Origin of the sequence: Haloprofundus salilacus (genome assembly GCF_020150815.1) — an archaeon.
Classification (GTDB): domain Archaea; phylum Halobacteriota; class Halobacteria; order Halobacteriales; family Haloferacaceae; genus Haloprofundus; species Haloprofundus salilacus.
Genome location: NZ_CP083723.1, coordinates 2769080 through 2782400 on the forward strand (window position 1 = coordinate 2769080; position 13321 = coordinate 2782400).

Below are 13321 nucleotides of genomic sequence, written 5' to 3' on the forward strand. Positions count from 1 at the left end.
GGGTCGAACCCGAAGAGACGCTCACTCTGACCGTTCGACACGCTCATACGTCGGCCCCGACAGATTCGACCGTGTACTGTCTGGAACTCGCGGGCGAGGACGACGCGTTCGCCGCCTACGAGGCCCGCGCGGCGGCCGGAGAACCGGATCTCGCCGCGCCCGGCGTCGCCATCGCGCGAACGCTCGACGCGGCGCGCGCGAGAACGCTCGCCTACACCCGCCGAGCGAGCGATCTGCTCGGTCACACCGACGCCAGCGTCGAGAGCGCGCGGACGCTCCTCGAAGCGGCGTCGCTGTCGCGGGAGGGGACCGTCGCCGTCCGCGCCCGGGACGTTCGCGGCGAGAGCGGCATCTCGACGAGTGCAGCCGAGCGCGAACTCGGCGGCGTGCTGGTCGACCGCGGTTACGCCGTCGACCTCGACGACCCCGACAACGTTCTCAGAGTTGTCTTTGCGGGCGAGCGTTGTTTCGTGGGGTGGCAGCTCGCCGAGAGCGTCCGCGACTACGGGAGCAGGCGACCGACCGACCGACCGTTCTTCCAACCGGGGAGCATGGCGCCGCTGGACGCCCGCGCGTTCGCCAACATCGCCGGGGCGAGACCGGGCGCGAGGATTTTAGACCCGATGTGCGGCACAGGCGGCACGCTCATCGAGGCGGGACTCGTCGGTGCGACGCCCGTCGGCGTCGACGCGCAGGCGAAGATGGCCGCCGGCGCGCGGACGAACCTCGACGCCTACGTCGACGGCGACGCCCACGTCGTCCGCGGCGACGCCACGTCCTTGCCGTTTCGCGACGACGCCGTCGACGGCGTCGTCTTCGACGCGCCGTACGGTCGACAGTCGAAGATTGCGAGACACACGCTCCGCGATTTGGTCTCGGGTGCGCTCGAGGAGGCGCACCGCGTCGCCCCGCGTGGCGTCGTCGTCGCCGACCGCTCCTGGCACGAGGAAGCCGAAGATGCGGGATGGACCGTCGACGCGACGTTCGAGCGGCGCGTGCATCGGTCGCTCGTCAGGCACGTCCACGTACTGCGAGACGAGTAGGTCGCAGTCGAGTCAGGGCGCACCGACGCTACGCGCTACGTCTTCCCGAGAGTCCGTCACGACTCCTGCGCGATGACCGTCTCACCCGCCCGCACGCGCTGACCTTTCTCGACGCAGAGATCGGTCCCGTCGAACCGTTCCGGCAACAGCACGTCGGCGCGACTGCCGAAGGCGATGTGGCCGATGCGCTGCCCGCGTTCGAACGTCGTCCCCGCCTCGACGTACGGGTGGATGCGCCGGGCGAACGCGCCCGCGATGAGCGACACTTCGTACTCGCCGCAGTCGATATCGACGCGTTCGTTTCGCATTGAATCCTTCGAGAACGCCGGTTTGTGCGCCCCCGGTCGGTGAGTCACCGACTCGACGTCTCCATCGGCGGGCGCGCGGTTGACGTGGACGTCAGTGACGTTCATGAACACGCCGACGCGCACCCGGTCGCCCTCACGTCGAATCACGGAGACGCGTCCGTCGGCGGGCGAGACGAACCCCGACTCGGGCGCGACGCGGTCGGGGTCGCGGAAGAACCAGACGACGAACAGCGCCGCCCCGACGCAGAGGAGACCGAGCGGCGGGACGAGAACCGAAAGCGGCAGGGCCAGGAGCGCCGGCGGAAGCCCGTAGCGCCGCATCGACGGGGCGAACTGTCGCGGAACCGCCGCCGTGAGGCGTCCGATGAGTGAGACCATCTATGCGGCCCCACCCGCGGGCGACCACTCGGTCAGCAAGTGGCAGACGTGGATTCGCGCGTCCGTGCCCGTCGTCAAATCGAGATCGACCTGTCCAGCGAGGCGGTGAAGGCGGGCGAGTTTGTCGCCGCTGTAGTCCGTCCGGGCGACGCGGAGCAGTTCGCCGAGCAGTTCCTGTCCGCCGTATCCCTCCCCCAGAAGGTCGTCGACCGCCTTGCGGGCGTTTTTGAACTCGCCCGCCTCGGCGTCGGCGAGCACGCCGCGGAGCGTCTCGTCGTCGCCGACGTCGCCGAGCGTCTCGAACGCCGCGTTCATCGTCAACTCGTCGGCGGCGACGGCGGTTGCCTGTGCGCTGAGAATCGCCTTTCGGAGGTCGCCGCCGGCGTATCCGGCGACGTACTCCAGGCCGTCGTCGTCGTAGTCGACTCCCTCGGCGTCGACGATGCGCTGCAGCACCTCGACCGTCTCGTCGGTCGTTGGCGCGCGTACCGGTACCGGGAAACAGCGCGACCGAATCGGCGGGATGAGTTTGGTCGGTTGCCGGGTCGTGATGACGAACTGCGTCGTCCGGTGGTGCTGTTCCATCACGCGGCGAAGCGCCTGCTGGAAGTCCTCGCGGATGGCCTCGGCGTTGTCGAGGACGATGGTCTTGTAGTCGCCGGAGACGGGCGCGTAACTCGCCGATTCCTTGAGCACGCGGTTTATCATGTCGCGCTTGGCCATCCGACTGCGACCCGCGAGAAACGACTCGAACCGGGGGTCCTCGCGGAGTTCCTTCTTGGTTCGATTGAAGAAGTCGGCGACGTTTATCTCGACGAGGTCGTTCTCTACGTCCTCGTGCGTTTCGCGGGCGAGCGCACGAACCGCCGCCGTCTTCCCCGCGCCCGGCGGTCCCTGGACGACGAGGTTCATCGGTTCGTCGACGGTGCGGGCGAGTCGGTCGCGAACCGCCGCCTGCGGGAGGTCGGCGAGTTCCGGTGCGTAGGCATCGGTCCACAGGGGGGCGTTCATTGACGTGTTATTGTTGGCAACGACGTAAGAATCGGTCGGTTCAAACAGTCAACGGAAACGACAGGTGATTCGCTCCGACTTCGAGAGAATTTGGCCGCGTCGTTCGAGTTTCTGCAGTTCCGCGTGCTCAGCGGTCGGGTTCTCGGCTTCCTTCGTGAGGCTCTCGGCTCGGCCGCCGGAAACTGTCTTGCGCTCCCTCGTACGTCTCGGTTTCGAGCGGTCGCTTCGGATTCCGGTTTCGAATGGTCGCTTCACTCTCCGCTCGAACGTCTTATCGAAGCGTTCGCTTGGTCTCCCGTCGACGGTTTCGACACGCGTTTAGTCCGTGCCCGTCTCACAACCAGTATGTCGATGCGCGTGACCTTCTTAGGAACCAGTGGGGCCGTCCCGACGACCCAGCGGGCCCCCAGCGCCGTCCTGCTCAACCGGGAGGGCGAGCGCCTGCTGTTCGACTGTGGCGAGGGGACCCAGCGGCAGATGATGCGCTTCGGGACCGGGTTCGGCGTCTCGCAACTGTTCGTCACGCATCTGCACGGCGACCACATCCTCGGTATCCCCGGACTGGTGCAGTCGTGGGACTTCAACGGCCGCGACGACCCGCTGGCCATCCACGCGCCTCGCGGGTCGAGAGAACACATCGAGAACCTCGTCCGCGCCGGCGGCTACCGGCCGAGTTACCCGGTTCGAATCCACGAGATCGTTCCCGGTTCGACGGCGCTGGAGGAAGACGGATACGAGGTTCGGGCGTTCCGGACGAACCACCGGACCCGCTCTCTCGGATACGCGCTCGTCGAGGACGACCGGCCCGGGCGGTTCGACCGCGAGAAGGCCGAATCGCTGGGCGTCCCCGTCGGTCCGAAGTTCGGGAAACTCCACGAGGGCGAGTCGGTCGAACTCGACGACGGCCGCGTCGTCGAACCCGAGGAGGTCGTCGGAAAACCCCGTCCGGGCCGAACGTTCGTCTACACCGGAGACACCCGCCCGGTGCAGGAGACGGTCGACATCGCCGAGAGTGCGGATTTGCTGATTCACGACGCGACGTTCGCCTCCGACAACGCGGGGCGCGCCCGCCAGACCGCCCACTCGACGGCGGCGGAAGCCGCCGACGTCGCCCAGCGTGCGGGCGCGAAACGTCTCGCGCTGACCCACATCTCCTCGCGCTACGCGGGCGACGCCTCACAGTTGGCCGAGGAGGCGAGGGAGGCGTTCGACGGCGAATCGTTCGTCGCCGAGGACGGCCAACGGATCGAGATTCCGTACCCGGACGCCGAGTAGGACGCGTCGAGCGGGCCGGTACGCTCTCGAATGTGCGGCCTCAATTTCGGCGTGGGGTATTTACTCACTGACCACTTATTCCGTCAGCGTGAACGCTCGGACGCGTGCGCTCGACTCCGTTGTCTTCGGCGTCGACATCCAGAGCGGTGACGTTCGCGGAGACGCTCCCTCCTACGCCCTCGTCGTCCTCGACGGCGACGAGGCGGAACGCGACGTGGTCTCGCTGCGAAAGCTGAGACGACTGGTCGAAGCGCGAGAACCGGCGATGTTGGCGACCGACAACATGTACGAACTCGCCGCCGACAAGGACGCGCTCGTCCACTTTCTGCGGTGGCTCCCCGAGGGGACGAAACTCGTTCAGGTGACCGGAGCGGAGCGCCCCGAACCGCTCTCGCGCGTCGCCTCCCGCCACGGCGTCCCCTACGGCAAAAAACCGATGAAAGAGGCGGAGGCGGCCGCCCGCCTCGCGCTCGGCAACGTCGGCTACGAAGTCAGCGCCTTCACGAACACGACGACGGTGAAAGTCTCACGGGGGCGCTCGACCGGCAAAGGTGGGTGGAGCCAGGACCGCTACACCCGCCGCATCCACGGCAACGTGAGGCGTCGCGCCCGCGAAATTGAGTCCGAACTCGACAAAGCGGGGCTGGAGTACGAACGCGACGCGACCGAGAAGTACGGCGGCTTCTCGAACGCAATCTTCACGGTCGAGGCGCGTCCGAAAGAGATCCCCGTCTCGGCGAACCGCTCGGGAGACGTGCGGGTCGAAATCGAACGCGAGCGACGCGACGGGGTCGAGTTCGAACCGCTGGTGAAGCGGCGCGACCGGGTCATCGTCGGTATCGACCCCGGCACGACCACCGCCGTCGCTGTCGCGGACCTCGACGGCAACGTCCTCGACGTCTACTCGACGCGCACCGACGACACCGCGGGCGTCGTCGAGTGGCTCATCGAGCGCGGGCGACCGACCATCGTCGCCGCCGACGTGCAGCCGATGCCCGAGACCGTCGAGAAGTTCCGCCGGAGCTTCGACGCCGTCGGCTGGGCCCCGCCGACGGACCTCCCAGTCGACGAGAAACTCCACCGGACCCGCGACATCGACTACGACAACGACCACGAACGAGACGCGCTGGCGGCGGCACTGTTCGCCTACGACGACCACGAGAACCAGTTCGCCCGCATCACGCGGAAGGTGCCGCCGAACGTCGACCGCAGCGAGGTCATCGCCCGCGTCCTCGCCGACGAGGAGTCCGTCGAGGCGGTGCTCAGAGAGCTCGACCCCAACGTTGAGGACGAGGAAGAAGAGGAGTCGACACACGAGCCGCGCGAACTCACCGCGGAGGAAAAGCGCATCAAGCGCCTCGAACGGCAGGTCGAACGCCTCGAAGACCACGCCGACGACCTGAAGACGCGCCTCGACGAGAAGGACGAGACCATCGAAGAGTACGAGCAGGAACTCTCCGACGCCCGTCGAAAGGAACGACGAGAGGCGAGAGAGCGCCGGGAGGTGAACCGCCTGGAGCGCGAGAACGAGCGACTGGAGCGCGAACGCGACCGCGCCGAGGAGCGAGCCGGCGAACTAGAGCGGAAGCTCGACCGCCTGAAGACGCTGTGGAAACTCGACCACTCGAACTTCTCGGACGTAGCGGGCGACCGGAATCTGGTCGCGGTGAAAGTCGTCGAGCAGTTCACGCGTGGCGCCATCGAACGCGCCGACGAACAGTTCGGACTCGCCGCCGGCGACGTGGTGTACCTCCGCGATGCCAGCGGTGCAGGCCGACGCACCGCCGAACTGCTCGCCGAGACCGAACCACGCGTCGTCCTCCGCGACGGCGGTCTCTCGGATGCCGCCGACGAGGTGCTGTTCGACGCCGAGATTCCTGTCGGTCCCGCCGACGACGTGTCGATGCAGGAGGTCGACGAACTCGCCGTCGCCCGCGAGAGCGACGTCGAAGCCGTCGTCGACGACTGGGAGGAGCGCGCCGAGGAGCGCCGTCGTGACCAGAACGCGGCGATGGTCGACGAAATCATCTCCGAGCATCGCGCCGGAAATCGCGGGAAGTAAGGGTCGGGCGTCAGTCGACCGCCTCGTCGGCGGGCTCGCGGTACTCGATGCGTATCCGACTGCTCGACCGAGTTTCCGGCCCAAGAACCATTCGTTTTCGCGTTGAGCATGCAGTGTATGTCTTCGCACGAGGTTCGCGGTGCCAACGTTCGTGTCGTCTTCGCCGGTGTGCTGGTGACCGTGTTGGGCGTAATCTCCGGTCTCATGTTGCTCCCGTTTCTCACCTACTTACTCGCCGCCGCGCTGCTCGCGTTCGTGCTCTACCCGCTTCAGGAACGGCTCTCAGGGCGGATCGGCTCGCAGGCCTCAGCGGCCGTCCTGGTTACGCTGTCAGTTCTCGGTGTGGTCTTGCCGCTGGGACTCCTGCTGTACGGGCTGGCGAGCGGTGGACGCGTCGTTCCGCGAGAACTCGAGGAACTACCCCAACTGCGGACGGTCGACTCGCTCGTCGAGCAGTATCTCGGTGTCGAGATAGCGATTCGATCGCAGTTGAACGCCGCACTCGGTCAGCTCTCGTCGATGCTCGCCGAGCAGAGTTCCGGTATCATCGGTGCGGGGGTTCACGCGACGCTCGGCGTGCTCCTCCTCGTCTTCGTCATCTACTACCTGCTGAAGGACGGCCGCCAGTTGGTGCAGTGGCTGAAGTACGTCACGCCGCTCCCGCAAACGGTGCAGGACGAACTGTACGAGAGAACGACTGCGATGACGTGGGCGGTGCTCAAAGGACACGTCCTCGTAGCCGTCGTTCAGGGTCTCGTCGCCGGTGTCGGGCTCTTCGTCGCCGGCATCCCGAATGCTGGCTTCTGGACGCTCGTGATGATGATACTCGCGCTCGTCCCGATTCTCGGTGTCGGCATCGTGGTTGGACCGGCGGTGCTCTACCTCGCGGTCGTGAACCGATTACTCGCGGCGGTCCTGCTCGCGGTGTACGGACTGACCATCGTCGCGCTCATCGACGACTACCTCCGGGCGTACCTCATCGACCGAGGCTCGGCGCTCAATTCGGCGGTCATCCTCGTGGGCGTCTTCGGCGGGATCTACGTCCTTGGCCCGATGGGGCTGTTCTACGGGCCGATTCTGCTCGGACTGTTCAAGGCGACCATAGAGGTGTTCGACGACTACTACGAGGTGCTGAATCAGCCGTGACGCGGGGGAGTCCGGCAACTCGTGGAGCGTTCGCTCGAAAGCAGAGGGGCAGACAGCCGGGAGCAGATTCACGGAGCGGTTTCCCGGACACCCGCCTCGGCTCGCTCCGCGACGACTGGTCAGCGCACGCGACCGACTGGTCCCGTCGCTGTATTTGAACCCTCAGGCGATGAGGAGAGTTTTAACGTCCGCATCGCTCGACACGAACAATGCAGTTACTCGCCCTCCAAGCCGGAAGGCAGTGGTCGCTACTGGAACTCGTCTTACTTCTCGCCGTCGGCGGTGTCTGTGGGTTCGTCGGAGCGCTCGTCTGTAGCCCGGCGCTCGCCTCCGAACGAGTTCGCCAGACGTTCTCAACGGCCGGTCCGACGCCAAGTTGGCCGTCGAGTTACGTGCTGAGCGTCGTTATGCTCGGGACTCCGGTGCCGCTGCTCGTCGAACTATTCGAGTGGGTCGTCTACCTGACGGGGCCGGTGGGACGTGGCGTGTACGGTTGGGTACCGATGTGGGGACTGTTCGGCGTCTACGCGGCGTTCTGTGGCGTTCTCGCCGTCGCTGCAGCGTTTCGTACCGATGAAGGGCGCGCCGAGTACCGAACGCTCGGTGCGCTCGGTGTACTCGCGGTCGCGTACAGCGGTGTCGTCGTTGCGGTCGCGATCAGCTTTCGTTTGCAGTGTGAGCGGCAAACAAGCCTACTCGGGCGCTCTGACACACTTCCAGAAGTCATATCCCACACCCAGCGTTCGGTACGAGTATGGACGCCTACGAGCGAATCACCCGGAACGCCTCCGAGGTGGTCACCGAGGACGAGGTGCGCGCGCTAGCTGAATCACCCGAGGGCAAGCGGGCGTACGTGGGCTACGAGCCGTCTGGCGTCCTCCACATCGGCCACATGCTGACGGCGACGAAACTCATCGACCTGCAGGAGGCGGGCTTCGAGGTGACCGTGCTTCTGGCCGACGTCCACGCCTACCTCAACGACAAGGGGACGTTCGAGGAGATTCGCGAGACCGCAGAGCGCATGAAGGAACAGTTCGTCGCCTACGGTCTCGACGAGTCGAAGACCGAGTTCGTGCTCGGCTCCGAGTTCCAGTTCGACCGCGAGTACACGCTCGACCTCCACGCGCTCGAACTGAACACGTCGATGTCGCGCGCCGAGCGGGCGATGGCCGAGATAAAGAGCGGCGAGACGGTGAAAGTCTCGCAGGCGGTCTACCCGCTGATGCAGGCGCTCGACATCGTCTACCTCAACGTGGACCTCGCAATCGGCGGGATGGAGCAGCGCAAGGTCCACATGCTCGCCCGCGACACGCTCCCGAACATCGGCGAGGAGTCGCCGACCTGCCTGCACACGCCGCTGATCGCCGATCTTGGCACTGGCATCGGCAAGATGTCGTCTTCGAAAGGCGTCACCATTTCGATGGAGGACACCACCGAAGAGATCGAGGAGAAGGTCAACGGCGCGTACTGCCCGCCGACGGCCGACCCCGATCCCGACGACCAGGGCAACGAGCGCGAGAACCCGGTGCTCCAGATCTTCGAGTATCACGTCTTCCCACGTTTCGAGACGGTGGTCGTCGAACGCCCCGAGAAGTACGGCGGCGACCTTGAGTACGACGATTACGAGTCGCTGGCGGCTGACCTCGAATCCGGCGAGTTACACCCGGCGGACGCGAAGGGCGCGCTGGCGACGTACCTCGACGAACTCGTCGCACCGGGTCGCGAGAGGATTCGCCGAGCCGAGCGGTAGCTGACCCGTTCAGAACCCGAACGCCTGCATCGTACTTTTCAAGATTCCCTGCGCGACGAGACCGACGCCCGCCAGCACAAGCGCGAGACCGGCGGCGACGATGGGCGCCTGATAGGCGACGATACCGATTCCGGCGAGCAGCAGGACGATACCGAGAATCCCGGACGTACCGAGTTTGTCGAGCATATCCGATACTCCTCGTCTGCGTCCGGTAAAACCACCGGTCGAGTCGCCGGAGGAGTCGTTCTGTCGCTTGCTCGGCTTTCAACGGCGGTTTTAACAATTACGACGACGAACAACCCAGTATGAGCGAGAACGAAGGGCGTAACGACCTTCGAATGCCGAACGACGACGAGGAGTTCGCGGTCGTAACGAACATGCTCGGCGCAAACCGCGTGAAGGTCCGCTGCGCGGACGGCACGGAACGAACCGCTCGCATTCCCGGGCGGATGCAGAAACGCATCTGGATTCGCGAAGACGACGTCGTCCTGGTCGAACCGTGGGACTGGCAGGACGAGAAAGCCGACGTGACGTGGCGCTACAAGAAGCAGGAAGCCGAGCAGTTGCGCGAGGAAGGACACATTCAGTAGCTTCGTTCTGCGAAGGAGCGAGCCGACAACGACAGTGCGATGCAGAGCAACCGCTGCGGCACACCTGTGAGCCTTTTAGTGCCCGCGCCCGTACGGGCCTACGAATGACAGACGAGTTCGGCCTGATAGCGCCCGACGCCGTCGACGGCTTCGGAGACGAGTGGGAGGAGATAGACGTCTCCGACACGGAGGCCGACCGTATCGCACGCCGCCGGGACCGCGAGTTCAGCAAGTTCAGAAAACGCATCAAAGACGCCGACCAGTTCAAAGTCGAACAATCGGTGTTCGACGACGCCACCTTCGCGGCCATCTACAAACTGGTTCAGGACGGCTACATCGAGGCGTTCGGCGGCCCAATCTCGACGGGGAAGGAAGCGAACGTTTACGAGGCGCTCGGAGACGACGACACCGACGTTGCGGTGAAGATTTATCGAATAAACGCCTCGAACTTCCAACAGATGCGCGAGTACCTCGAAGGCGACCCGCGCTTCGAGGGCATCGGCAACGACAAGGGGAAGATCGTGCTCGCGTGGGTCAGAAAGGAGTTTGCCAACCTCGAACGCGCCCAGAAGGCGGGCGTCCGCGTCCCGACACCCATCGCCGTCGAGCGGAACGTCCTCGTGATGGAGCTCGTCGGACTCGTCGAGGAGCGTGCGCGCCGTCTCGCGGAGGTAAACGTCGAAAATCCGCAGACCGCGTACGAAGTCGTCCGCGAGTACATGCGCCGCCTCCACGGCGCCGGACTGGTCCATGGCGACCTCTCGGAGTACAACATGATCATCCACGAGGGCGAACTCGTCATCATCGACCTCGGGCAGGCGGTGACGGTCCACCACCCCAACGCCGAAGAATTCCTCGACCGCGACTGCGAGAACGTCGCGAAGTTCTTCTCACGGCAGGGTCTCGACGTGACCGGCGAGCAGTTGCGCGAGTACGTCACCGAAGTCGAACCCGAACCGTAGTCAGTCGTCGCATCTCGGTGCGTCTCTTCTCGTCCTGTCGTCGCTACTGGAGAAACAACCCATAGACGACGAAGTATGCGCCGAGAACGACCATCCCCGGACCCCACACTTTCGTGAGGTTCACTTTCCAGTCGGCGGGTTCGACCGCGTGCGGCGGCGTCTCGCTCCCGACGGCGTCGAGTTGCTCGCTGATTCGCGAGGGCGGATACGCGTATCTGACGAGGACAGCGCCGACGGCGACGTTGCCGACGAAGATGGAGGACATCGGTGGAGGGAGAGAGACCGTCGCAAAAAATGACTGTTCCCGTCGTTCTCCCCGACACGCTTTTTCCGTTCCCGGGTCTACTCTGAGACGATGAGAACCGCTCCCTGGCGCTGGTGGTCGCCTACTCCGGGAGCGGACAGTCCCGCTGTCGTCATCGCCGCGGCGTAACCCGTCGAGCGCGACGCAGGTGCTCACTCTGTTCTCCTCGCTTTCGTACCACGTTCGACCAGCACGACGAACCAACCCACCAGCACACATGCACGACTTTACCGTCACGCCGTACAGCGTCGAGGGAGCGGTCGACTACGACCGTCTCCTCGACCAGTTTGGCGCGGACGCGCTGACAGACGAACAGCTATCCGACTTCCCGCAACCGCCGCACCCGCTGCTCCGACGCGGCGTGTTCTACGCCGGACGCGACGTGGAGCGCTTCACGAGCGCCGCCAACCGGGACGAGACCGTCTCGGTTGTCACCGGGCGCGGTCCATCGGGACCGATGCATCTCGGTCACGTCCTGCCCTTCTACTTCGCGAAGTGGTTGCAGGCGGAGACGGGTGCGTACGTCTACGTCCCGCTCTCGGACGACGAGAAGTACTTCGCCAAAGACCTCGACTTCGAGGAGATACACGAACACACCCGCGAGAATCTTCGGGATCTGGTCGCCGTCGGCTTCGACCCCGAGCGGACGCGCTTCGTCGTCGACACTGCGGATTCAGACGTGATCTACCCGCTCGCCGCCGAGTTCGCGAAGGACATCACGCCCGCGACGGTGGAGGCGACGTACGGCGACCCGCCGAACGTCGGCTTGGGTTTCTACCCGGCGGTGCAGGCGACGCATCTCCTGTTGCCGCAACTGCTCTACGGCCGTCACCCGACGCTCGTCCCCATCGCCGTCGACCAGGACCCCCACATCCGCGTCTGCCGCGACATCGCGGGCAAGCAGCGCTACGACGTCGAAAAACCGGGCGCGCTGCTATCGAAGTTCTTGCCCCGATTGGGCGGCGGGGGCGGCAAGATGAGCAGTTCGGGCGACGAACCGACCATCTACCTCATGGACGACCGCGAAACCGTCCACGAGAAGGTGTCGAAATACGCCTTTTCGGGCGGGCGGGCGGACATAGACGAACACCGCGAGAAAGGTGGTGATCCCGACGCGGACGTCGCCTATCAACTGCTGTTCTCGTTCTTCGAAGAGGACGACGAGACGGTCGAGCGACTCGCCCGGGAGTACCGCGCCGGGGAGTTGCTGAGCGGCGAGATGAAGCAGTACGCCGCCGGGCGAATCGCCGACTTCCTCGAGATGCACCAGTCGCGACGACCCGAGGGCTCGATTCGAGACGCAGTCGAACCGTACCGCCTGACCGACGCCGAACGAGCGCGGTTGCGACCGGACGTGTTCGGCGCAGAGTGAGCGCTCGAGAGTGACCGGTCGTCGGAGCCACTTGGTCGTTGGTAGCAACTCGACCGTCGATAGCGACTCGGCCGCCCGACAGTCCGCGAAACCGCCGACGAACGTTATTCTGTCCGACAGCGTACCGATAGTATGAATCGCACCCGGATAGCGGGGCTTTTTCTCCTCCTGCCGGTCCTGTTCGGGGCCGCCTTCCCGGCCATCAAACTCGGACTCGACTACGTGCCGCCGCTTCTGTTCGCCGCCGGGCGCTATCTGCTGTCGGCGGGTTTGCTCCTCGGCTTCGCCGCTATGACGACTGACGCGTGGCTGCCGCGGACGCGAGGCGACTGGGTCGCCGTGCTCGGCGCGGGCGTCTTCTTCGTCGGCGGTACCGGACTCCTGTACCTCGGCCAGCAGTACACGACCAGCGGCGTCGCCGCCATCATCTACAGCCTCATTCCGATTCTGACGCCGCTCGTCGCGTGGGGGTTGCTCCCGCACGAGCGCTTTTCGCGCCGATATCTGCTCGGCCTGTTCGTCGGCTTCGTCGGGGTCGCGCTCGTGATTCGCCCCGAACCGACGAATCTCTTGGGGGAGTCGGTCGTCGGCGAGGGTTTGGTGCTCTTGGCAGCGACGAGCGTCACGCTCGGGAGCGTCCTCGTCCGCCGCTACCGCTCGACGATGTCGGTCGTCGCGCTCACCGGGTGGGCGATGATTCCCGGCGCGCTGATACAGCTCGCGTTCAGCGCCGCGCTCGGTGAGTCGCTCGCGGCGGTTCGTCCGACTGCGACGGCAGCGTTGCTCCTGCTCTACCTCGCGGTGTTCGCCAGCGGCGTCGGGTTCGCCGTCTACTTCTACCTCCTGGAGAGGCTGGGACCGCTCCAGGTGAACCTCATCTCGTACCTCATTCCGGTCGTCGCAGTCACCGTCGGGTGGCTCTTCCTCGACGAACCCATCACGGCGCTCACGCTCGCCGGATTCGCCGTCATCGTCGTCGGATTCGCGCTCCTCCGGGCGGACGACCTCGTGCCGATGGCGCGTCGGCGCCTCCGGAACCGGAGACGCCCGGCCGCGTGAGTATCGGTATCGGAAACCGAGGAGGCGGTGCTGAGGGAAATCTTAAACCGCTCCGACGGGT

At 65.5% G+C, this 13321-nt stretch carries 13 protein-coding genes; 9 read left to right on the forward strand and 4 right to left on the reverse strand.

Annotated features, from left to right (window positions below):
• Window positions 1-80: 80 nt before the first annotated feature.
• Window positions 81-1043 carry a methyltransferase domain-containing protein gene (locus tag LAQ58_RS14360; protein WP_425490717.1) on the forward strand — a complete coding sequence of 321 codons (963 nt, stop codon included), beginning with the start codon at window positions 81-83 and terminating at the stop codon, window positions 1041-1043.
• 56 nt (window positions 1044-1099) lie between these two features.
• Here LAQ58_RS14360 and LAQ58_RS14365 read toward each other — a convergent pair whose 3' ends face one another.
• Both LAQ58_RS14365 and LAQ58_RS14370 read right to left on the reverse strand, forming a co-directional pair.
• The gene (locus LAQ58_RS14365) at window positions 1100-1729 is read right to left on the reverse strand and encodes a protein sorting system archaetidylserine decarboxylase (RefSeq protein ID WP_224448131.1); all 630 of its coding nucleotides are present in this window, start codon (window positions 1727-1729) and stop codon (window positions 1100-1102) included.
• Window positions 1730-2740, reverse strand: a complete 1011-nt coding sequence (locus tag LAQ58_RS14370) for an AAA family ATPase (protein WP_224448132.1) — start codon at window positions 2738-2740, stop codon at window positions 1730-1732. It lies immediately after the preceding gene.
• 351 nt (window positions 2741-3091) lie between these two features.
• Between LAQ58_RS14370 and rnz the strand changes: the two genes are divergently transcribed.
• From rnz to LAQ58_RS14390, 4 genes are all read left to right on the forward strand, one after another.
• Window positions 3092-4015: a ribonuclease Z gene (rnz, locus tag LAQ58_RS14375; protein WP_425490718.1), complete on the forward strand. Its 924-nt coding sequence runs from the start codon at window positions 3092-3094 to the stop codon at window positions 4013-4015.
• Between the two features lie 88 nt (window positions 4016-4103).
• Window positions 4104-6077 (forward strand): DUF460 domain-containing protein, encoded by a 1974-nt coding sequence (locus LAQ58_RS14380; protein ID WP_224448134.1) that lies wholly within the window; start codon window positions 4104-4106, stop codon window positions 6075-6077.
• A gap of 117 nt (window positions 6078-6194) precedes the next feature.
• Window positions 6195-7223 carry an AI-2E family transporter gene (locus LAQ58_RS14385; RefSeq protein ID WP_224448135.1) on the forward strand — a complete coding sequence of 343 codons (1029 nt, stop codon included), beginning with the start codon at window positions 6195-6197 and terminating at the stop codon, window positions 7221-7223.
• Window positions 7224-7977: 754 nt separating this feature from the next.
• Window positions 7978-8973, forward strand: a complete 996-nt coding sequence (locus LAQ58_RS14390; RefSeq protein ID WP_224448136.1) for a tyrosine--tRNA ligase — start codon at window positions 7978-7980, stop codon at window positions 8971-8973.
• 9 nt (window positions 8974-8982) lie between these two features.
• Here LAQ58_RS14390 and LAQ58_RS14395 read toward each other — a convergent pair whose 3' ends face one another.
• Window positions 8983-9159 (reverse strand): DUF7470 family protein, encoded by a 177-nt coding sequence (locus LAQ58_RS14395; RefSeq protein ID WP_224448137.1) that lies wholly within the window; start codon window positions 9157-9159, stop codon window positions 8983-8985.
• A 119-nt stretch (window positions 9160-9278) separates the two neighbouring features.
• On the opposite strand from LAQ58_RS14395, the gene eif1A reads away from it, so the two are divergent.
• Together eif1A and rio1 are read left to right on the forward strand one after the other, a co-directional pair.
• Window positions 9279-9563 carry a translation initiation factor eIF-1A gene (eif1A, locus tag LAQ58_RS14400; protein WP_224448138.1) on the forward strand — a complete coding sequence of 95 codons (285 nt, stop codon included), beginning with the start codon at window positions 9279-9281 and terminating at the stop codon, window positions 9561-9563.
• A 104-nt stretch (window positions 9564-9667) separates the two neighbouring features.
• Window positions 9668-10525, forward strand: a complete 858-nt coding sequence (gene rio1 / locus LAQ58_RS14405) for a serine/threonine-protein kinase Rio1 (RefSeq protein ID WP_224448139.1) — start codon at window positions 9668-9670, stop codon at window positions 10523-10525.
• Window positions 10526-10568: 43 nt separating this feature from the next.
• On the opposite strand, the gene LAQ58_RS14410 is transcribed toward rio1, so the two are convergent.
• The gene (locus LAQ58_RS14410) at window positions 10569-10790 is read right to left on the reverse strand and encodes a hypothetical protein (RefSeq protein WP_224448140.1); all 222 of its coding nucleotides are present in this window, start codon (window positions 10788-10790) and stop codon (window positions 10569-10571) included.
• A gap of 256 nt (window positions 10791-11046) precedes the next feature.
• On the opposite strand from LAQ58_RS14410, the gene LAQ58_RS14415 reads away from it, so the two are divergent.
• Together LAQ58_RS14415 and LAQ58_RS14420 are read left to right on the forward strand one after the other, a co-directional pair.
• Window positions 11047-12201 carry a tryptophan--tRNA ligase gene (locus LAQ58_RS14415; protein ID WP_224448141.1) on the forward strand — a complete coding sequence of 385 codons (1155 nt, stop codon included), beginning with the start codon at window positions 11047-11049 and terminating at the stop codon, window positions 12199-12201.
• Between the two features lie 132 nt (window positions 12202-12333).
• A complete protein-coding gene (locus tag LAQ58_RS14420) occupies window positions 12334-13260 on the forward strand; it encodes a DMT family transporter (protein ID WP_224448142.1) in 927 nt (308 codons plus the stop codon).
• The last annotated feature ends 61 nt before the right edge of the window (window positions 13261-13321 follow it).